This is a genomic window from Lacinutrix cladophorae, from assembly GCF_053604645.1.
Map to the genome: position 1 here is coordinate 124,686 of NZ_JBSHNR010000086.1, position 21,543 is coordinate 146,228.

At 32.5% G+C, this 21,543-nt stretch carries 19 protein-coding genes; 14 read left to right on the top strand and 5 right to left on the bottom strand.

Annotated features, from left to right (window positions below; translation table 11 throughout):
- Positions 1 to 112 precede the first annotated feature (112 nt).
- The 3 genes from gldG to ACVC3Y_RS04075 all read right to left on the bottom strand — a co-directional run bounded on the left by gldG (position 113) and on the right by ACVC3Y_RS04075 (position 3,770).
- Positions 113 to 2,503: a gliding motility-associated ABC transporter substrate-binding protein GldG gene (gldG, locus tag ACVC3Y_RS04065; RefSeq protein WP_452226184.1), complete on the bottom strand. Its 2,391-nt coding sequence runs from the start codon at positions 2,501 to 2,503 to the stop codon at positions 113 to 115.
- Between the two features lie 94 nt (positions 2,504 to 2,597).
- Complete coding sequence (locus ACVC3Y_RS04070) at positions 2,598 to 2,894, bottom strand: putative quinol monooxygenase (protein ID WP_452226185.1); 297 nt, start codon at positions 2,892 to 2,894, stop codon at positions 2,598 to 2,600.
- Positions 2,895 to 2,933: 39 nt separating this feature from the next.
- Entirely contained in the window at positions 2,934 to 3,770 is an 837-nt protein-coding gene (locus ACVC3Y_RS04075; protein ID WP_303424375.1) for an SAM hydrolase/SAM-dependent halogenase family protein, read from the bottom strand.
- A 123-nt stretch (positions 3,771 to 3,893) separates the two neighbouring features.
- Between ACVC3Y_RS04075 and ACVC3Y_RS04080 the strand changes: the two genes are divergently transcribed.
- Together ACVC3Y_RS04080 and ACVC3Y_RS04085 are read left to right on the top strand one after the other, a co-directional pair.
- The gene (locus tag ACVC3Y_RS04080; RefSeq protein WP_303424377.1) at positions 3,894 to 4,850 is read left to right on the top strand and encodes a PhoH family protein; all 957 of its coding nucleotides are present in this window, start codon (positions 3,894 to 3,896) and stop codon (positions 4,848 to 4,850) included.
- Positions 4,851 to 5,036: 186 nt separating this feature from the next.
- Entirely contained in the window at positions 5,037 to 5,987 is a 951-nt protein-coding gene (locus ACVC3Y_RS04085; protein ID WP_452226186.1) for a phosphoribosylaminoimidazolesuccinocarboxamide synthase, read from the top strand.
- A 57-nt stretch (positions 5,988 to 6,044) separates the two neighbouring features.
- Here the strand turns inward: ACVC3Y_RS04085 and ACVC3Y_RS04090 are convergent, their stop codons facing one another.
- Entirely contained in the window at positions 6,045 to 7,310 is a 1,266-nt protein-coding gene (locus tag ACVC3Y_RS04090; protein ID WP_452226187.1) for a nuclear transport factor 2 family protein, read from the bottom strand.
- Positions 7,311 to 7,410: 100 nt separating this feature from the next.
- Between ACVC3Y_RS04090 and ACVC3Y_RS04095 the strand changes: the two genes are divergently transcribed.
- A complete protein-coding gene (locus tag ACVC3Y_RS04095; protein ID WP_303424382.1) occupies positions 7,411 to 8,784 on the top strand; it encodes an alanine/glycine:cation symporter family protein in 1,374 nt (457 codons plus the stop codon).
- Here ACVC3Y_RS04095 and ACVC3Y_RS04100 read toward each other — a convergent pair.
- The gene (locus ACVC3Y_RS04100; protein ID WP_452226188.1) at positions 8,781 to 9,701 is read right to left on the bottom strand and encodes an AraC family transcriptional regulator; all 921 of its coding nucleotides are present in this window, start codon (positions 9,699 to 9,701) and stop codon (positions 8,781 to 8,783) included. The genes ACVC3Y_RS04095 and ACVC3Y_RS04100 overlap by 4 nt on opposite strands.
- Before the next feature lie 172 nt (positions 9,702 to 9,873).
- Here ACVC3Y_RS04100 and ACVC3Y_RS04105 point away from each other — a divergent pair, with 172 nt between their 5' ends.
- The 11 genes from ACVC3Y_RS04105 (at position 9,874) to ACVC3Y_RS04155 (ending at position 21,461) form a co-directional block, all read left to right on the top strand.
- Complete coding sequence (locus ACVC3Y_RS04105; protein WP_452226189.1) at positions 9,874 to 11,373, top strand: aldehyde dehydrogenase family protein; 1,500 nt, start codon at positions 9,874 to 9,876, stop codon at positions 11,371 to 11,373.
- Between the two features lie 69 nt (positions 11,374 to 11,442).
- The gene (locus ACVC3Y_RS04110; RefSeq protein ID WP_303424388.1) at positions 11,443 to 11,796 is read left to right on the top strand and encodes a DUF779 domain-containing protein; all 354 of its coding nucleotides are present in this window, start codon (positions 11,443 to 11,445) and stop codon (positions 11,794 to 11,796) included.
- Between the two features lie 165 nt (positions 11,797 to 11,961).
- A complete protein-coding gene (locus ACVC3Y_RS04115) occupies positions 11,962 to 12,381 on the top strand; it encodes a transposase-like zinc-binding domain-containing protein (RefSeq protein ID WP_452226190.1) in 420 nt (139 codons plus the stop codon).
- Between the two features lie 103 nt (positions 12,382 to 12,484).
- The gene (locus ACVC3Y_RS04120; protein WP_452226191.1) at positions 12,485 to 13,732 is read left to right on the top strand and encodes a hypothetical protein; all 1,248 of its coding nucleotides are present in this window, start codon (positions 12,485 to 12,487) and stop codon (positions 13,730 to 13,732) included.
- Positions 13,733 to 13,746: 14 nt separating this feature from the next.
- The gene (locus tag ACVC3Y_RS04125) at positions 13,747 to 14,007 is read left to right on the top strand and encodes a DUF4212 domain-containing protein (protein ID WP_303424392.1); all 261 of its coding nucleotides are present in this window, start codon (positions 13,747 to 13,749) and stop codon (positions 14,005 to 14,007) included.
- A gap of 114 nt (positions 14,008 to 14,121) precedes the next feature.
- Positions 14,122 to 15,888 (top strand): sodium:solute symporter family protein, encoded by a 1,767-nt coding sequence (locus ACVC3Y_RS04130; RefSeq protein WP_303424394.1) that lies wholly within the window; start codon positions 14,122 to 14,124, stop codon positions 15,886 to 15,888.
- Between the two features lie 124 nt (positions 15,889 to 16,012).
- Positions 16,013 to 16,207, top strand: a complete 195-nt coding sequence (locus tag ACVC3Y_RS04135) for a hypothetical protein (protein ID WP_303424396.1) — start codon at positions 16,013 to 16,015, stop codon at positions 16,205 to 16,207.
- The gene (locus ACVC3Y_RS04140) at positions 16,200 to 18,890 is read left to right on the top strand and encodes an ATP-binding protein (RefSeq protein WP_452226192.1); all 2,691 of its coding nucleotides are present in this window, start codon (positions 16,200 to 16,202) and stop codon (positions 18,888 to 18,890) included. Before ACVC3Y_RS04135 ends, ACVC3Y_RS04140 begins: the two co-directional genes overlap by 8 nt.
- A 16-nt stretch (positions 18,891 to 18,906) precedes the next feature.
- The gene (locus ACVC3Y_RS04145) at positions 18,907 to 19,272 is read left to right on the top strand and encodes a response regulator transcription factor (protein ID WP_303424400.1); all 366 of its coding nucleotides are present in this window, start codon (positions 18,907 to 18,909) and stop codon (positions 19,270 to 19,272) included.
- A gap of 72 nt (positions 19,273 to 19,344) precedes the next feature.
- Entirely contained in the window at positions 19,345 to 19,560 is a 216-nt protein-coding gene (locus ACVC3Y_RS04150) for a hypothetical protein (protein ID WP_303424401.1), read from the top strand.
- 5 nt (positions 19,561 to 19,565) lie between these two features.
- Positions 19,566 to 21,461, top strand: a complete 1,896-nt coding sequence (locus ACVC3Y_RS04155) for an acetate--CoA ligase (protein WP_452226193.1) — start codon at positions 19,566 to 19,568, stop codon at positions 21,459 to 21,461.
- Positions 21,462 to 21,543 lie beyond the last annotated feature (82 nt).

Genomic DNA, 21,543 nt, shown 5'->3' on the forward strand with positions numbered 1-21,543 from the left:
TCGTTTCAATATTGAATAGATACAAATATATCTTAAACCTAGTGAAAAAGGAAAGAAACTTATTAACAACTTGTTCCCTTGAAAAAGGGGATTTCAGGTCGCATTTAAGTTGCTATTTTGCATATTTTTTTCTTCGGAAATAATTAAAAATAAATCCGAAAACGCCTAATAAAACTAATGGTGACAGGATGTTTACTAATTGCCATTTTGTTTTTTCGGATGCTACTTTTTTCGGATCTAAAAATGCAACCGCTATTTCTTTTGTACGAATGTTTATAAGTCCATCGTCGTCTAATAGGTAATTTACAGCATTTAGTAGAAATTCTTTGTTTCCGTATGTTTGTCCAGACCATTTATCGAAACCAAGTTCTTGTGGTCCATTTCTACCTACATCGTTTTTAATAAGGTCTCCATCTGCAATAACAATCATTTTAGTTGGTATGCTGGTGTTTATTTCTTCGGAAATTGGAAAAGGTTTAACCCTATTATTGTACACCGAAGTGAATGCACCTTCTAACAATATTGCAAGATTTTGACTGCCTTTATTATATTGTTTTGGGTCTGGTTCTTTTTGCGTCATTTCTAAACTAACCTCTCTTGGGGTGCCATCTATTTTGGTTAATACCGAACTTTTTAAAAGAATCGTTTTATCGATATTATTTTTTAAGGTATCTATTTGGTTTGCAAAATCAAATTTTACTAGATTTAAATTGTTGGTTATTGCGTGTTTACTTTCTGCATTTACTAACGGCGAATAATACCATGGTAATTGTTGAAATTGCGATTGGCTACCTTCTCCTGAAGCTAAAGTAATGGGAGCAGAGTAGAGGTCGTTTATTAAAATTGGGTTAATACGAACGCCATATTTAAAAAAGAAATCGGTAAGGTTTAAATCTCTTGCAACGGCAACCCCTTTTCCAGAAGGGTTGTATAAACTGTCTTTTTCGATAGCAACAGCGTCTAACAACCATAAACTTTTTCCACCTTTCATGGTAAATTGATCTAGTACAAGTTTTTCTTTTTCGGTAAAAGCTTCTGTAGGTTTTGCTGAAATAATTAAATCAAAATCATTTAGTGCTTTCGATGTTTTTTGCGGACTATTAGCTACACTGTCTAAAGTAAAAGGAGCAATAAAATAATAATCACCAATGGTTTTTACAAAATCGAAAATGTATTTGTCTTCTAATTGATTATTTCCTCTAAGAATAGCAACTTTACGTTTTTTAGGATTTATAAGTTTGCTAAAACCATCGGCAAAAGCATATTCTAAATGTTGTACGGAGTTCGTTACTAGCTCTTGTTGTGTAGCTCCAATTTTAGTTTTTACCAATGGAATTTTAACCGTCACACCATCATGACTCGCTAATGCCCAAGGAAAAATTACTGCTTGGCTAGATTTGCCACTTTCTTGAACCGTTAATTGCATGGGGATTAAACCTCTATCATTAAGTTGTTGCATGGTACGTTCGCGAGTAGCTTCGTTTGCAATAGGATTTATAAAACTGAATTTTATGTTTGGGTTTTCTGCTTCAAATTCTTCAAGAAGTTGTTTGGTTTCTGCTTGTAGTCTTCTAAATTCTGTTGGGAAATCTTCGCCTTCTAAAAATACATCTATTAATATTGGGGAATCTACTTTATCTATAATTTGTAAAGCAGCATCACTAATAGTATAGCGTTTATCTTGTGTTAAATCATAACGTTGGTATAAACCACTAGAGGCAGAAAAGATATTAAAAACCAAAAGCCCTAATGGCAATAAAATAAGAATCAAATAGTCCTTTTTTATAAGAGGTTTTGTTTGAATGTTTCTTGCTGTAAATAGAATAAATATAAGGGTTACACTTAAAAAGTATACAATATCTCTAGTGTCTAAAACACCACGACTCATACTTTTAAAATGAGCACTCATGCCTAATTGTTCTATTAAAGTACTAGACATAAAATCTGCTATACCTTGAAAACCAATATAAAAAAGCAAGCACAAAAACACAGCGCTTATAAAGGCAACAATTTGATTGTCTGTTATACTAGATGCAAATAATCCAATTGCAGTGTATGCTGCAACTAAAAATAGTAATCCAAAATAGGAACCAAGTGTACTACCAGTATCAAGATTTCCTTGCGGATTGCCAAGTTGGTTAACAGTGTATACATAAAGAAGTGTAGGTAAAAGGGCCATTAAAATTAATACAAATGCACCAAAATATTTACCAAGTACAATGTTTAAATTGCTAATGGGTTTGGTGAGTAAAAGTTCTAAGGTTCCTTGTTTTTTCTCGTCGCTAAAACTACGCATCGTCACTGCAGGAATAAGAAAAATAAGAATCCAAGGAGCAAGTAAAAAGAAAGAAGATAAGTCTGCAAAACCATTATCTAGAATATTAAATTCTCCTTTAAACAACCATAGAAATAAACCATTTAGCAATAAAAATATTGCAATCACCAAATACCCTATTGGTGAAGCGAAGAAGGCGTTTATTTCTTTTTTGAGTATTGCTAGCATACTTTGTTTATGTATTTTCTTTATGTATTATCTGTTTATCTAGAACAGTATTTTTTTGCTCACTGCTCACTGCTCACTGCTCACTGCTCACTGCTTACTTAAGCGAAGCTAATTTATCCACACTCCAAGCTTCTGGTTTTCCGTTAAACATTAGTTTTGTTTTTGCCCAGATACCTTTAAATAATTCCGAGTTTCTATAATTTTCTAAATCGGCTTCAGTTTCCCAATAACTATAGGTGAAAAATATATGGTCTTGTTGCTTGTCTCTATATAATTCTAAAAAACGACAGCCTTTAAAGTTTCGTATATTTTCTTTCTTCTCCTTGAAATTTTTTAAAAATTCTTCAATTCTTGATGGATCAAAACTCATTTTTACAATACGTACAAACATAGATGTGTCTTATTTTTCTTCCGCGAAAGCGTAAACGGATTAAACTTTATTAATATTAATGGTTACCGTATCTCTAAGTTTTAAACCCATTAATGTCGATGCGCTACCAACGGTTTGTGTATTACTTTTATACAATGCGATTTCTAAATAATTAGAAGAATTAAAGACCACAACACCACGTCCTTCATCGTGTCTTTTTTCTTCAGGAGTATCAAAATTAATAATATCGCTATATTTTTTATGAATGGTTTTAAACTTGTAATTTCTAGCAGAAATTTCAAAACCACGTCCTTTTTGTATTTCTTCAAAAAACGACTTTCTTATATTAGTTACCACATTACCATAATTATCAATATAGATAATGCTTCCTATAATTTGTGTCTTTTCGTCGTTTACAAAAGGATGAATGTTTTTAATAGGTTTTATATCTTTTATCGGTTTTCCAATCACTTCTAAAGTACCACCACGCGCCATATGTGTTGCTACTTTTACAAACACATCTAAAACAGGAAAACTAGTTATTATTTTATCATGAATATTAATTTCTACAATTTTTTCTGGAGCAATTTCTGCACAAATCATACTCATAATACCATTATTGGCACATATAAAATAGTGACCATCTAATTTTACGGCAATATGTTTGTTTTCTGGGTTTATTTCTGCATCAATACCAATAACATGAATGGTACCTTCTGGAAAACTACTGTACGCATTTTGAATAATATATGCAGCTTCTGGAATATTAAAAGGAGAAACAGAATGTGAGATATCAACAATTCTAACATCAGGCATTTCACTATAAATAGCGCCTTTTATCGCGCCAGCAAAGTGATCTTTCTCCCCAAAGTCTGTCGTTAAAGTTATTATTGCCATGAATTATTGTTGATATTTTTTTAACATAATACACCTTAAAATTGTTTAAGTTTGTTTAGCTTTCTAATTGGATAACAAATCTAATAAAATGGAACAGATTAATATAATTAAATCGATGCGCTTTTGAATGAATTAATACTTGAACTTGAAGAAATTACTCCAAAAGAATTTTTTGGAGCTGGAAACGAAAATATTAAACTATTAAAAAAGTACTTTCCTAAATTAAAAATTGTTGCTCGAGGCAACCAAATTAAAGCTTACGGAGAAGAGGAGCTTTTAGATGAGTTCGATAGGAGGCTTACCATGTTAATGCAGCATTTTGGCAAATACAATAAGTTAGACGAGAACGTTATTGAACGTGTATTAACTAGCAATACTAGTGACGACTATGCTACAAGTACAAAAAGCGGAGAAGCTATTGTTCATGGTGTAAACGGAAAAATTATTAAGGCACAAACTGCAAACCAACGTAAATTGGTGGAGCTTATGCATAAAAATGATATGGTTTTTGCTATTGGTCCAGCTGGAACTGGTAAAACTTATACAGGCGTTGCATTAGCTGTAAAAGCTTTAAAAAACAAAGAAGTAAGACGAATTATTCTAACACGTCCAGCGGTAGAAGCTGGTGAAAATCTAGGATTTCTTCCTGGTGATTTAAAAGAAAAATTAGATCCATATATGCAACCTCTTTACGATGCATTGCGAGATATGATTGCTCCAGAAAAGTTAGCACATTACATAGAAAATGGAACCATTCAAATTGCACCTTTAGCATTTATGCGTGGTCGTACCTTAGATAATGCATTTGTAATTTTAGACGAAGGTCAAAATACCACACATGCACAAATGAAAATGTTTTTAACCAGAATGGGAAAGAACGCAAAATTTCTTTTAACAGGAGATCCCGGACAAATAGATTTGCCACGTCGTACCGTTTCCGGACTTAAAGAAGCCTTGTTGGTTTTAAAAGATATTGAAGGTATTGGTATGATTTTCTTAGACGATAAAGATGTGGTTCGTCATAAATTAGTTAAAAAAGTAATTGCCGCATATAGAAATATTGAAAATATAGAAGCTTAATTTTTTTAGTAGCCAGGAACCTGCTTTCCGTTATATCTTTTTATGTTGCTCCTCGATACAAATTTGCAAAAAAGCAAATGTGCTCGAACCAACATAAAAAGGATGCCACTGCAATCAGGGCTAAAAAAGCATTACGTAAAATAAAAACACAAAAGGCTATCGCTATTGGCCAAAAGCATACAAATAATGAGTAACACAATTATAGATACTAACTTTAATTTTCCAAATCAAAAAAGCCTTTACAAGGGAAAAGTAAGAGCCGTTTACAATATCGATGATAAAGAATTGGTAATGATTGCAACAGACAGACTTTCTGCGTTCGATGTTGTGATGCCTAAAGGAATACCATATAAAGGGCAAATACTAAACCAGATAGCAACTAGTATGATGAAAGCTACCGAAGATGTAGTGCCAAATTGGTTAACCGCTACGCCAGATCCAAACGTAGCTGTTGGTCATTTATGCGAACCTTTTAAAGTAGAAATGGTAATTCGTGGTTATATGTCTGGTCATGCAGCAAGAGAATATAAAGCTGGAAAGCGTATGCTTTGTGGTGTAACCATGCCAGAAGGAATGCAAGAAAACGATAAATTTCCTAATCCAATTATTACGCCTGCAACCAAAGCAGAAATGGGAGATCATGACGAAGATATTTCTAGAGAAGACATTCTAGCAAAAGGAATAGTATCGGAAGCAGACTATCTTATATTAGAAGACTACACTAGAAAATTATTTCAAAGAGGAACGGAAATTGCTGCATCTCGCGGATTAATTTTAGTCGATACCAAATACGAATTTGGTAAAACCAAAGACGGGAAAATTGTTTTAATTGACGAAATTCATACACCAGATTCCTCGCGTTATTTTTATGCCGATGGCTACCAAGAACGACAGGATAAAGGGGAAGCACAAAAACAACTGTCTAAAGAGTTTGTTCGCCAATGGTTAATTGCAAATGACTTTCAAGGATTAGAAGGACAAACCGTTCCTGAAATGAGCGATGAGTACATTGAAACAGTTTCCGAAAGATATATTGAACTTTACGAGAACATCATGGGAGAGCCATTTGTAAAAGCAGATGTTTCTAATATTCAAAAACGAATTGAAAACAATGTTTTAGCGTATTTGGGAAAATAGGATTAATAATACTTATTAAAAAAAAAGACCTAGTTATTAGCTAGGTCTTTTTTATGCTTACTCTTTAGGATAGCGATTAATATCTTTATGTTGCCAAATAAGGTTTACAATTTGCCAGGTACCATCTAATTTCATGAGGTGTAGATATTCTACCCAATTATCTGAAACCAATTTTACATTTGCAATACGGTTGTAAATGTCAAGTATAGTTACCTTGTTATTTGGTGGATCTGGAAACATGGTATTCGATTTATTCCAAGAATTAGCAAATTCTATCATTTGTGCTTTTGTGGTTCTTCTGGAGTATTCCTTTTTAGTTGCTCTATCCCAGCCAATGGTAACTTTGTTTAGGCTATCATTCATAACCGTATTCATTAATTCTGGTTTTAATTGTTGTAAACCAATAAGGTAACCCAATGCTTTTTCTTTAATTTCTGTAGAATCTTTTTTGGTAGCTACTGTACTTAAAGTTGTTTTGGTATTAGAATATACAAATCGATCTCTTAAGAATTTCCCTTCGGTATCATAATAGTTAAGCTGTATATTATTACCAATACTATCATATACTTTTTCGCCAATTGAAAATTGCCATTGGTTCATTGTTAAATTGTTGTCCTTATCATGATAGGTGTATTTTACATGATTTAGCATAGCATCATAAGTGTCTTGGTAAGAAGCAACACCAGCAGCGTTTTCGGTTATTTCTAATTTATTATTTACATTGTAATGTCCTTTTGGTATGCCGTTTTCATCCACTTCTATACGTGTAGTACCAAATGCAAAATAAGGAGATACAGGAACCGCTTCGTTTTTAAGATTAAAGCGTTTTTCAATAATCCCATTTTTTGTTTTTGTCCATTGGTAGGTAGCTATTTTCCAATTAGTTTCGGTTGCGTCATCCTCTAAATTATAAAATGCTAACTTATTTTTAAATCCTTTTGCATCATAAGAAAAGACTTCTTTATAAACATCTCGATCGTTTGTAATTCGTTTATTGTTTATGTCGAAAAAGATTCTGGTTTCCTTGTTATCTTCATAAGTAATAACCATTCTATATACACCAATAGAGGCAAGAGGGTGTTTCTTTTCGGTGTGATAATGGTTGTTAATAATTTCGGTGAGCCTTTCCGAAGCATCGTAAGTAAATTTATAATGTGATGTGTTTTGCGCTTCTTCTTTTGATATAGGGTGAATTCCAGCAAGATCAATATAAGGTGATACATGGTTGTACCTTAAATGCCTGAAATGTTTTTCGGTAGTATTATTTTGTGCATGTAAAGAAAAGGCAAAGCAAAAAGCGAATAATAGTTTTAATAATTTCATGATTTTGATTTTGATTGATGAATAATAAAGGAACTAAATTACCTTTTTAAAATCTAAAAGTCAATTCGTTTCAATACATTTATAAAAAAAATAGAAGCCGTTGAAAATATTAGACCAATTTATTGCCGATTTTGCCTCCTTCGTTTGGGGACTTCCATTACTAATATTATTAATAGGAGGTGGGTTGTATCTACTTTTTTTATCTAAATTCCTTCCATTTCGTTACTTAGGGCATGCCATTCAAGTGCTTCGTGGTAAATATGACAATAAAGAAGACGCTGGAGAAATCACCCATTTTCAAGCCTTAACTACGGCATTATCATCTACCATTGGAATGGGAAATATTGCTGGAGTTGCTGTGGCAATTTCTATTGGAGGACCAGGAGCTGTTTTCTGGATGTGGATTAGTGCTATTATTGGTATGTCTACCAAATTCTTTACTTCTAGCTTAGCAATCATGTACCGAGGAAAAGATAGTAAAGGCAATACTCAAGGTGGACCCATGTACTTTATTACCGAAGGTTTAGGAAAACACTGGAAGCCTTTGGCAGTGTTTTTTAGTCTTTGCGGATTAATAGGTGCATTACCCGTTTTTAATGTGAATCAGTTAACGCAAGCTATTAATGATATTGTTTTAAAACCAAATGGTGTTGCTGTTAATTTTACTTCTAATTTAATAATAGGTCTTATTCTAGTAACTATAACTTCGGTAGTTATTTTAGGAGGTTTAAACCGAATAAGTAAAGTGGCATCTAAGTTAGTGCCATCTATGGTATTGCTATATTTTGTACTGATTCTTATTATTTTATTCGCTAATGCGGAAGTAGTTCCAACCTATTTCAAGCTTATTTTTACAGATGCTTTTGCTGCCGAAAATTATAAAGGAGATGCTTTTTTGGGTGGACTTTTAGGTGGATTAATTATTTTAGGAATTCGTCGTGGTGCATTTTCTAACGAAGCAGGTATTGGTACAGCACCTTTAGCACATGGAGCAGCAAAAACCAACGAGCCAATTCGTGAAGGTTTAGTCGCTATGTTAGGTCCTGCAATTGATACTTTAATTGTTTGTACACTAACCGCTTTGGCAATCTTAGTTACTGGTGTTTGGCAAACTACCGAAGCAAATGGCGTGAGTTTAACAGCAAATGCTTTTGGAGCAGCTATGCCAACTTTTGGCAGGTATTTATTACTTGTTTGTATTGTAGTTTTTAGTGTCTCTTCTTTGTTTTCGTATGCATACTATGGCGGAAAATGTTTATCGTTTTTAATAGGAGACAAAAACAAACATTACTATAATTATTTCTATATTTTAAGTATCCTTCTTGGAGCAACAACCTCTTTGGCTTTAATGATTAATTTAATTGATGGTGTGTTTGCCTTAATGGCAATACCAACCATGACAGCAACTTTAATTTTAGCGCCAAAAGTAGTAAAAGAAGCGAAAGCGTATTTTAAAAGAATGAAGCACAGTTAAGACTTATTTATAGATGCCTTAAATTGTTGCGGAGTCATCATTTCCATTTTTTTGAATTGTCTGTTAAAATAACTCGTATTATTAAACCCAGATTTAAATGCAATTTCCGACATTCTAAAATCTTTAGATTGTTTAATAAGTTTCTTTGAAAATTTAATCTTTTCCGAATTTATATAATCAATAGGAGAGATGCCTAATGTGTTTTTAAACTGTTTATGAAAATGCGAAGTGCTCATGTATGCTTTCTTGGCTAAAACATCTACAGATATGTCTTTGTTAGTTAAATTATCTTTAATAAATTTAATAACTGTTCCAATTCTGGTGTCGTTAAAAATTTGATGTGGATCGTTTATTATTAAAGATTTGGCCTTTGTTTGTAGGAGTCTAACAATGAGTTCTTGAATCATTAAATCTAATAATACATCTTTAGATTTATTGTTGTTGGTAAAAGTGTAGGTAAGTCTTTCAATTAAATGGTTAACATCTGTATTGTTTATTAAATGTGAAGTAGTTTCGTCTAAATCCCAAGTATTGTTTTCATTTTCAATAGCTACTTGCTGATTAAATTTTTCAACAACCTCTTCAATTTTAAAGGCGTCAATACCTAAGGCTAAACATTGTGTCGGATTTTCTTTTGTTGCCATAGGAAAATCAATAACCATTTCTTTGTTGGTTGGCATCACAACCGATTCGCCAGGAAAAAAATCAAAAGCTTCAAAACCATCAATATGCATAATCTTCTTTCCAGTAAGCATACTTGCTATAATAGGAAAGTTAAACGTTAGCGATACTTTTTCCGCGAAAGCGTGTGTTTCAAATATATTAAGCTCTGCATAATCCGCATTATACGTAGTTCTATTTTCCACCAAAGTGGTGAGTTTTCTATTGTTTCTATGTTGACTTATTATGGACTTCATACTCAATATTACAAAATTTCAATTCATAATTATCTAAATAATAGATATGTTCTAAACTATGATAAATATGTTCAAGTTAATTAGAATATGATAAAATAACTTTATCAAAAATAAAGATAATGTATTTTTTGAATTAATAAATTATCTAATTACTAATTTAACATTAAATAAAATGAGTTATTCTAAACCACAATTTAAAGAAAAATATGGCAATTTTATTAACGGGAAATTTGTCGATCCTATAGGAGGTCAGTATTTTGAAAATACATCTCCAATAGATAATAGTTTAATAGCTAAATATCCAAGATCGCAAAAAGAAGATGTTGATCTAGCTTTAGATGCGGCAAATGCGGCAAAGGAAGCTTGGGGAAATACCTCAGCAACAGAACGTGCTACTTTGTTAAATAAAGTAGCAGATATTATTGAAGCAAATTTAGAAGAGTTTGCATTGGTAGAAACCTGTGATAATGGTAAGCCAATTCGCGAAACCTTAAATGCAGATATTCCTTTAGCAGTAGATCATTGGCGCTATTTTGCAGCTTGTATTCGCTCGGAAGAGGGAAGCGCAACCGAGTTAGACCAGAACACATTATCGATGAATATTAAGGAGCCATTAGGTGTTGTTGGTCAAATTATTCCATGGAATTTCCCATTATTAATGCTATCCTGGAAATTACCTCCAGCTTTAGTAACTGGTAACTGTGTGGTTTTAAAACCTGCAGAACAAACACCTTCTTCTGCAACTTTACTAATGGAGAAAATAGCAGAAGTATTTCCTCCTGGAGTAGTAAATATTGTTCATGGTTTCGGACCAGAAGCTGGAAAACCTTTAGCGTCAAGTTCTCGTGTAGATAAAGTGGCTTTTACTGGAGAAACTACCACAGGACAATTAATTATGCAATATGCTTCAAAAAACTTAAATCCTGTAACGATGGAACTTGGTGGAAAATCGCCAAATGTATTCTTTAATTCGGTGATGGATCATGATGATGCATTTTTAGATAAAGCGATTGAAGGTGCTGTTTTATTTGCTTTTAATCAAGGGGAAGTTTGTACGTGCCCTTCTAGAATTTTAGTGCAAGAAGATATTTACGATGCTTTTATGGCACGTGTAATTGAAAGAACAAATGCCATCATACAATCCAACCCATATGATGTAAATTGCATGGTTGGAGCACAAGCATCTAACGATCAATATGAGAAAATTCAATCGTATTTTAAAATCGGAACAGACGAAGGAGCTAAAGTACTTACAGGAGGAGAAGCGAATTTATTGGAAGGAAATTTAGCAAACGGATTTTATATCAAGCCAACATTATTAGAAGGTCATAATAAAATGAGAGTCTTTCAAGAAGAGATTTTTGGCCCTGTAGCTTGTGTTACCAAGTTTAAAGATGAAGCGGAAGCTATAGAAATCGCTAACGATACACTTTACGGATTGGGAGCTGGAGTTTGGACGCGCGATGCACACCAATTATACCAAATACCAAGAGCTATTAAAGCTGGTCGTGTTTGGGTAAATTGTTACCATGCATATCCTGCACATGCACCATTTGGAGGTTATAAAAAATCAGGATTTGGTAGAGAAAACCATGTGATGATGTTAAACTACTATCGTCAAACTAAAAACATGTTAATTTCTTACGATAAAAATAAATTAGGTTTCTTTTAGTAGTAGATTAATAGCAAAAATAAGGCTGGATTTATTAAAATTCAGCCTTTATAATTTACACCTTTAAATATGGAAAGAATTGCAATAACAGAAAAAGCGGCAAAGGTTTTAGAACAATTAAAAATTAAACATGGGGAATTAATCTTCCATCAAAGTGGTGGTTGTTGCGATGGCTCTGCACCAATGGTTTTTGAAAAAGGAGATATGTATTTAGACGAAAGTGATATCCTTTTAGGAACTTTAAATAGCGTAAATTTTTATATGAATCAAGATCAATTTGAATACTGGAAGCATACACATTTAACTGTTGATATAACCGAAGGTAGAGGCGCAAGTTTCTCTTTAGAGATACCTTTAGGGCTACGTTTTTTAATCCATTCTAGATTATTAACACCAGAAGAAGAAGTTTTTTTTAATACTTAATATAGTTGCGTATTAGTTTTCTGTTTTTTCATTTTATTAAAATAAGCCCTTAAAATTATAAGTATTCATGATTTTTGGGCTTTTTTTATGATTAAACAATGATTTTTTAACATTTTAATAAAAATTAAGTTGCTAATTTAATATATTTATGCTAAATTAATATATATGAAGATAGATTTGTGTCCAAATTGTGGTTCCGACCATTACATTAAAAGTGGAATTGTTAACGACAGACAACGTTATAAGTGCAAAAAATGTAATTACTTTTTCTCTGTAAATAAGATAGGGAAGAAGATAGATGATTATTACGTAAACAAATCATTGCAATTATATTTAGAAGGATTAACCTATCGGGAAATCGAACGTATTTTAGGTATTTCTCATGTAAGCATTATGAATTGGGTTAAAAAATACAATATTAAACGACCATATAATTCTAATTATCATCCAACATACAAGATTTTAAATGCTTTAGAGCTGGGAATATATTTTAGTAATTCTGAAAATATAAAAGGAGCAGGAGTTGTAGTTACTGAGTTAGGGGATAAATTTATGCTTATTAAATGGGAGCGTTTTAAAGATTAGTATACTAAATTAACAAATAGATATATTAATTTTTTGTTAACAGATTGTTTTTAAGAGCTTAGTGGTGCACACAAAACCAATTACTAACTAATCCTTTTAAACAATGAGAAAAAAAATCCTTTTATTGGTTGGACTCTTTTTAATGTCCTTTCAATATCTTAAAGCGCAAGGATCTCCAGATTATTCTGGAGGACTTAAGTTTAAATTTAATGAAGATGGTTCTAAATATCTTCGGCTAATTTCTTGGGCGCAAGTTCAAGCCAATTACAACACAGATGAAACATTTGATGCAAACGGAAACGAAAACAGTAAATTAAATTTTAATTTACGTCGTGCTCGTGTTTTAATGTTTGCTCAAATTAACAAAGACTTTTTAATCCTAACACATTTTGGACTAAACAGTTTAACAAGTACTACCTTAAGTCCAACCGGAAAAGGAGATGGATCTCAACTCTTTTTTCATGATGTTTGGGCACAATATAACATAGGTGCTAACCACACTGTTGGTGGTGGATTACATTATTTTAATGGTATTTCTAGATTAAATAATCAAAGTACTTTAAATATGATGACCTTAGATAATAATCGCCAATCTTGGGCTACAATAGGTTTGTCAGATCAATTTGCACGTCACTTAGGAATTTTTGCAAAAGGTAGTTTTAACAAGCTTCAATACCGTGTTGCTATTAATGATGCTTCCAATGCAACTTTAGATAGTAGAACTCCAGTCGCTGGAGAAGATGCTGTTTATAATGGTCGTTCTTCTTTAGGTTCTAAAGATGCAGGTAAAACCTATGCTGGTTACTTTGATTATCACTTTTTCGATCAAGAATCGAATTTTTTACCTTATAAAGTTGGAACTTATTTAGGTGGAAAAAAAGTATTTAATGTAGGTGCGGGTTTCTTTTTACATCCTAAGGGATCTGTTGTAGATGATGGTACTTTATTAAATCCTGATTTAAAAGGAGAGGATGTTTCTATTTTTGCTTTAGATGCATTTTATGATGCACCAATTGGAGATAAAGGTAGCGCAATTACAGCTTATGCAGTGTATCAAAATAGTGACTATGGAAAAGATTATTTATACAGTGCTTATGGAACTGGAAGCATGTTATATGCTCATGTAGGCTATGTATTTAATGGAGATAAAAAGAAAACAAGATTTCAACCTTATCTAAGCTATGGTATGCATAACTATGATGCTGTAAGCGATGACAGAACTACTTTGGGTGTGGGGATAAATGCTTTTATGAGTGGCCATAACTCTAAGCTAACTTTAGAATATAAAAATCAACAATTTGGTGCTTTAGATGAAAATATTATTTCTCTTCAAGCAATGATATATCTATAAAATAACGAACTATTATGAGCGAAAAACAAGAACACGCATCTGCGTATTGGAAAGAAAATCTTAAATATTTAATCATATTACTAGTCATATGGTTTGTAGTATCCTTTGGATGCGGCATATTATTTAGAGAAGAGTTAAACGAAATAAGACTTGGAGGCTTTAAACTAGGTTTCTGGTTTGCACAACAAGGATCCATTTATGTATTCGTAGTACTCATTTTCGTATACGTAAGATTAATGAATAAACTAGATAAAAAATACGGTTTCGACGAGTAGTCTTAACTAATAACTAAATGTTTGCTTTATAGTTTTAATGCGATTCTTCTTTTTCTTTAGAATTTGTAGCAATAAAATTAAACACTAAAGGAAACCTAAAAAAATAAAAATATTATGAGTGTACAAACTTGGACGTGGTTATTAGTAGGAATTACTTTTGCCTTATATTTCGGAATAGCAATTTGGGCTAGAGCAGGCTCAACTAAAGAATTTTATGTTGCTGGTGGAGGTGTTTCTCCTCTTGCAAATGGTATGGCAACAGCTGCCGATTGGATGTCTGCAGCCTCCTTTATTAGTATGGCGGGAATCATTTCCTTTGCTGGTTATGATGGTTCCGTGTATTTGATGGGTTGGACTGGAGGATACGTGCTATTAGCTTTATTGTTAGCACCTTATTTACGTAAATTTGGTAAGTTTACTGTCCCTGATTTTATTGGCGATAGATATTATTCTAACACGGCTAGAACCGTAGCAGTAATCTGTGCGCTAATTGTATCGTTTACTTATGTTGCTGGTCAGATGCGAGGCGTTGGTATCGTGTTTTCTCAGTTCTTACAAGTCGATATTAACTTGGGTGTTATTATTGGAATGACAGTCGTTTTAACTTTCGCTCTCTTAGGAGGAATGAAAGGAATTACATATACACAAGTAGCACAGTATTGTGTCTTAATCTTTGCTTTTATGGTTCCAGCATTTTTTATCTCTATGCAAATGACAGGGAATATTATTCCGCAATTAGGAATGGGAGGGACAGTAGAAGGCGGCGAGTTTCTATTAGATAAACTAGATAAATTACATACACAACTCGGTTTTAACGAATATACTAGCGGAACAAAATCTACTTGGGATGTTTTTGCTATTACTTTAGCATTAATGACAGGAACTGCAGGATTACCGCACGTGATTGTACGTTTCTTTACAGTACCTAAAGTAAAAGATGCTCGTAAATCTGCTGGTTATGCTTTATTTTTAATAGCAATTCTTTACACTACAGCTCCTGCTATTGCAGTGTTTTCAAGAACAAATTTAATTGAAACTGTAAGTAATAAAGAATATTCTGAAATTCCTGAATGGTTTAAAAATTGGGAAAACACGGGCTTAATTGCTTGGGCTGATAAAAATGGAGATGGGAAAATTCAATATGTAGCAGGTAGTGCTTTATCAAGTAAAAAACCAGTCTATACGGATGCAAGAGGAGCACATGGTGAGCGTATGGTTTCCAATGCTAGTGAAGCAACAAACGAATTATATGTAGATAGAGACATTATGGTGTTAGCTAATCCAGAAATTGCCAATTTACCTAATTGGGTTATTGCATTAGTAGCAGCTGGTGGACTTGCTGCGGCCTTGTCTACAGCAGCAGGATTATTACTAGTAATTTCTACTTCTATTTCTCATGATTTAATTAAAAAGCAATTAAAACCAGACATTTCGGATAAAGGCGAATTAACAGCTGCAAGAATCTCCATTTTTGTAGCAATATTAATTGCTGGTTATTTTGGTATTAATCCGCCAGGTTTTGTAGCTGCAGTCGTCGCGCTCGCATTTGGTCTCGCAGCTGCATCATTCTTCCCAGCAATTATTTTAGGAATCTTTGATAAGCGAATGAATAGCCAAGGTGCTATTTCAGGAATGGTTGTAGGTATCGTTTTAATGTTATTCTACATGATGAAATTTAAATTAAACATGTTTGGAGGAGGAACAAGTGAAGATTGGTGGTTTGGTACATCTCCAGAAGGGTTTGGTACTGTTGCAATGTGTGTTAACGTTGTGATTTCCTTAGTCGTTTCTCGTATGACAGTAGAGCCACCCAAAGATGTACAAGATATGGTAGAAAGTATAAGAATACCTTCTGGAGCAGGGGAAGCTTCAGACCATTAGATTGAAGTTCTACTATAAATTATTAGAATTTGATTTAATTTAGTTAGTTAGCAAATCAGCATTACATTTATGTAGTGCTGATTTCTTATATTAGTAGAATAAAATCCAATTTATTTTTAACCGAATGAAAAAACGTCACGAACAAAAACTAGTAGTTTTATCTATAGCATTGTTTTTAATTTTTAATATCCCTTTTATACTTGTTTTTAATTTTCAAGGTGCTGTTTTTGGTGTACCAACCTTATATTTCTCTATTTTTTCTATTTGGTTGTTATCTATAATTATTTCATATATCGTTTTAAAACGCCACTATGAATAATTACGCTTTAATTTTTATTATCATTATCTATTTAGCAGTGTTATTTTACATTGCTTTTCTTGCGGAAAAGAAACGCCAAAGCAAATGGGTTAATAATCCGTATGTATATACTTTGTCTTTAGCTGTATATTGCTCGGCTTGGACGTATTATGGTAGTGTAGGAATTGCTGCAAATTCTGGGATTAACTTTTTACCTATATATTTAGGCCCAGTTATAGCAGCTCCTTTATGGATTGTTGTACTTAGAAAGATTATTAGAATTTCTAAGCAACATAAAATTTCATCTATAGCAGATTTTATTTCTCTTCGCTACGGAAACAATAGATTTTTAGGAGCATTAGTAACTATTATTTGTTTATTTGGTACTTTACCTTATATCTCATTACAGCTTAAAGCAGTTTCAGAAACTTTCGAAATTATGTCTGATGACACTAGTTATATTTCAACTGCTGTTATCGACGATTCTACATTTTATGTCGCTTTAATACTAGCTATTTTTGCGGCTTTTTTTGGAACACAAAATACAGATGCTTCCGAGAAACATAAGGGTATAATTGCTTCTGTAGCTTTCGAATCTATATTGAAATTAGTTTTCTTTTTAATCATTGGTGCTTATGTTACTTTTTATTTGTTTAATGGTACTACAGCTATTTATAATCAAATATCTATAACCGATAATTTTAAACAACTTACCACACTTAGTGGAGTAGAAGATGGTTTTAATTGGTTTTTTCTAATTGGTTTGTCTTTTATGGCTATTTTTTTATTACCAAGACAATTTCAAGTATCCGTTTTAGAGAACAATAGAGAGAAGCATTTAAAAAAAGCAATATGGCTCTTTCCTCTCTATTTGCTGCTTTTTAATCTCTTTGTTATTTTTATTGCTTGGGCTGGAAAACTCACTTTTGGTTCTACACAAAATGCAGAGTATTATTCGTTATTGTTACCGTTAGAAAATGGAAACTCCTTTTTAGCAACACTTGTTTTTTTAGGTGGATTTTCAGCGGTCATCTCCATGGTAGTTGTATCTACTTTAGCGTTATCGACCATGGTAAGTAATAACCTAGTTATTCCTTATGGTTTTTTAGATAAATTCATTAAAAATCAACCAGAGCGTAACTCTAAGTATATTAAGAATATACGTCGTATTTCTATTTTTACAATTATTATTTCTGCATATTTCTTTTATATTTCCTTCTCAAAAGAACTCTCTCTATATTCTATTGGCTTAATTTCTTTTGTCATTATTTCTCAATTAGCACCTTCTTTTTTTATTGGATTGTATTGGAATCGAGGTTCTTCAAAAGCAGCAATCATAGGTATTATTGTAGGTTTTTTAATAGCAGTATATACTTTAGTTTTACCTTTTACTTTACGCGCATACACTGGTACAGAAGATTTTACACAACTTGGGTTATTTGGTATATCTGCATTAAAACCTTATGCCCTTTTTGGCATCCATTTTTTAAGTCCACCAGCCCATGCTTTTTTCTGGAGCATGACATTTAATGTATTGAGTTATTTAGTGTTTTCACTAGTTTCTAAAGGAAATTATAGAGAACGTAATTATGCCGAGATGTTTGTAGATAGCAAAAATTTTACAACACTTCAAGATAGTGCATTGGTATGGAAAGGGGAAGCGTATGTATCGGATATTAAAAATGTATTAGTTCGTTTTTTAGGAGATAAAAGAGCCACTCGTGCTTTAAAAATTTTCTTCACAAAATATAAATTATCACAAGATACACAATTAGCAGATGCACGATTAATTAATTTTTCAGAAAAACTTCTTACAGGTAGCATTGGTTCTGCTTCTGCCAAAATACTAATTGCAAGTGTGGTAAAAGAAGAGCAGATTAGTTTGGTGGAAGTATTAAAAATTTTAGAAGAATCTAAAGATAATATAGTAAGTAATAAAGTATTGTTAGAAAAGTCTAATCAACTCACACAACTATCTTCAAAGCTTAAGGATGCTAATGAAGAATTAATTTCAAAAGATAAACAAAAAGATGAATTTTTAGATACGGTTGCACATGAACTCAAAACGCCAATTACTGGTATACGAGCTGCAACGGAGCTTTTAATGGATGAAGAAGATGACATGCCTCAGGAAATTAAATCGCAATTTTTAAAAAATATTCTTCAAGATTCTGATCGTTTAGGGCGTTTAATTCACAATATACTAGATTTTGAAAAGTTAGAAACTGGGCGCTTGCATTTAGATATGCAATATCAAGACATTCAAAAAACTATTACTAAAGCAATAAGTAGTACTTATCAAATTGCAAAGAAAAAAGAAGTCCAGATTATTAATAAAAATACACATAGTTTTAAAACCAATTATGATGAAGACCGAATCTTACAAGTACTAACCAATTTACTATCTAATGCTATTAAATTTTGCGTACCAAAAAAGGGTGAAATTATAGTAGATTATAAACTTGGTAATACATGTCTTGAAATTTCTGTAACCGACAATGGTAAAGGGATTCCAGACGAAGATCACGATTATATTTTTGATAAGTTTTATCAATCTCAAGATCAAAATACACGAAAACCCCAAGGCAGTGGTTTAGGTTTAGCAATTACGAAACAAATAGTCGAAAAGCATCACGGAAAAATTTGGGCTATAAAAGACATAAAAAACGGAGCAAGACTTGTTTTTACCATCCCTTTTAAGTAAATTGTTGTCTTAAAGTATGAAGAAGAAAATTTTAATTGTTGACGACGAACCAAATATTGTCATGTCGTTAGAATATGCCTTCAAAAAACAAGATTTTGAAGTGTTTATTGCAAGAGATGGAAGTGAAGCTTTACAGATATTAAAACATCATATTCCTAATGTGGTTTTGTTAGATATTATGATGCCAAATGTAGATGGTTATCAAACCTTAACGCACATAAAAAAAACAAACGATTTTAAAGATGTCAAGGTGGTATTTTTAACTGCAAAAAATAAAGCTTCAGATATTGAAAAGGGTATAAAACTTGGAGCTGATAAGTATTTAACCAAACCTTTTTCAGTAAAAAAAATAGTTTCAGAAATACTGGAATTAGTAACTTAGAAATAGTTTTTTAAGTTTTTTTAAAGTTGGTTTTGTGTGCAAACAAACTAAGTTTAATTAAAGTTTAAAGACATGAAATTTCACATCAATCCATTAGCATCAGATATTATTATTAGTATCTACATTATTGCTACACTTTTTTTAAGGTTTAAATTCGAAAGTGAAACCTATACAAGTCCTATGCTTTCTATAGTAATGGGAATTTGTTTTGTAGCTATTATTTGGGTGCTTATCAAGCTTAAGGTGCTTAATCCTAACTGGTTTGGATTACTAAACTCTAAAAATTAGTAGTCATGAATTACCAAGAATTTTATCAAAAAAGTATTCAGCATCCAAAACATTTTTGGAAAGAACAAGCAAATCAAATCGATTGGTTTAAAACACCAAATACTATCTTATCTAAAGATAAGTATAATTATAACCAATGGTTTGCAGATGGGGAGCTTAACCTCAGTTATTTGTGTGTTGACAAGCATATTAAAGATGGTTTCGGAAACCAAAATGCACTCATTTACGACTCGCCTGTTACTAACAATAAAGAACATATTACCTTTAATCAATTGCACCACGAAGTTTCAAAATTAGCTGGTGGATTACAAAGTTTAGGACTAGAAAAAGGGGATACTTGTATTATATATATGCCAATGATTCCGCAAGCGCTATATAGCATGTTAGCTTGTGCAAGAATTGGTGTTATACATTCGGTAGTTTTTGGCGGATTTGCACCGCATGAATTAGCTATTCGAATAGATGACTGTAAGCCAAAAATAATAATTACAGCATCCAACGGTATAGAAATCAATAAAATTATTCCTTATAAACCTTTTGTAGATCAAGCAATCGCTAAAGCGGAAAATAAGCCTGAACATGTTATCGTTTTCGATAGACAGTTAGGTGTAGATATTCCAAATAAAAACTACGATGTAGATTACACAACTTTAGTTGAGAAATCCCCTAAAGTAGAAGCGATATCCTTAAAAGCAACACATCCTTCTTACATATTATATACTTCTGGAACAACAGGGACTCCTAAAGGAATTATTAGAGACACAGGAGGTTATGCAACTGCTTTAAAATTCTCTATGAAATATATTTATGGTGTAAATGAAGGCGATACCTTTTGGGCAGCAAGTGATGTTGGTTGGGTGGTAGGACATAGTTATATTGCCTACGGACCATTATTAAACAGAAATACTACAGTTTTATTTGAAGGAAAACCAATACGAACACCAGATGCATCTACTTTTTGGCGCGTGATTAGTGAACATCAAGTAAAAGTAATGTTCACTGCTCCAACAGCAATTAGAGCGATTAAAAAGGAGGATCCTAATGGTGACTTATTAAAAGCATTTGATTTATCCTGTTTAAAATATCAATTTTTAGCAGGAGAACGTTGCGATGTAGCTACACTAAATTGGACCGAAGAAAAATTGAAAGTTCCAGTGATAGACCATTGGTGGCAAACCGAAAGTGGCTGGCCAATGTTAGCTAATATGGTTGGAGTGGCATTACAAGAAGTAAAACCAGGGTCTGCAAGTTTTCCAGTTTGCGGTTATGATATTCAAATTTTAGATGAAGATGGTGACGAAGTAGCATCTAGTGTAGAAGGTTATGTTGCTGTAAAACTACCATTGCCACCAGGTACTTTAATGAATCTTTGGGAAAACCCAGAACGTTTTAAATCTGGATATTTAGATCGTTTTCCTGGGTATTATTTTTCAGGTGATGGAGGCTATAAAGATGAAGACGGTTATGTCTTTATAACAGGTCGTGTTGATGATATTATTAATGTTGCAGGGCATCGATTGTCCACTGCAGAAATGGAAGAGATTGTAGCATCTCACAATGCCGTAGCAGAGTGTGCCGTATTTGGTGTGCATTGCGAAATTAAAGGCCAAAAGCCATTGGGGCTTATAGTTTTGAAGTCTGGTGAAGAAAAAATGAAAAACCAAATTGAAACAGAAATAGTACAAGATGTACGAAGGGAAATTGGAGCAGTTGCTTCGTTTAGAGATGTTTTAGTTGTTAATCGATTGCCAAAAACCAGAAGCGGAAAAATTCTACGTAAATTGTTACGTAATATCGCAGATGAGCAACAATACAATATACCTTCAACTATTGATGATGTACATATAATTAACGAAATTGAATCTGTTTATAAAAGCCATCATATTGGAATTCACAAATAGTTCTCGATACAATGCTATTAAAATCGCATTACTCAAAGAGACGAGATAGTATAAAGAATGAAAATGATGACGTCACATCTAG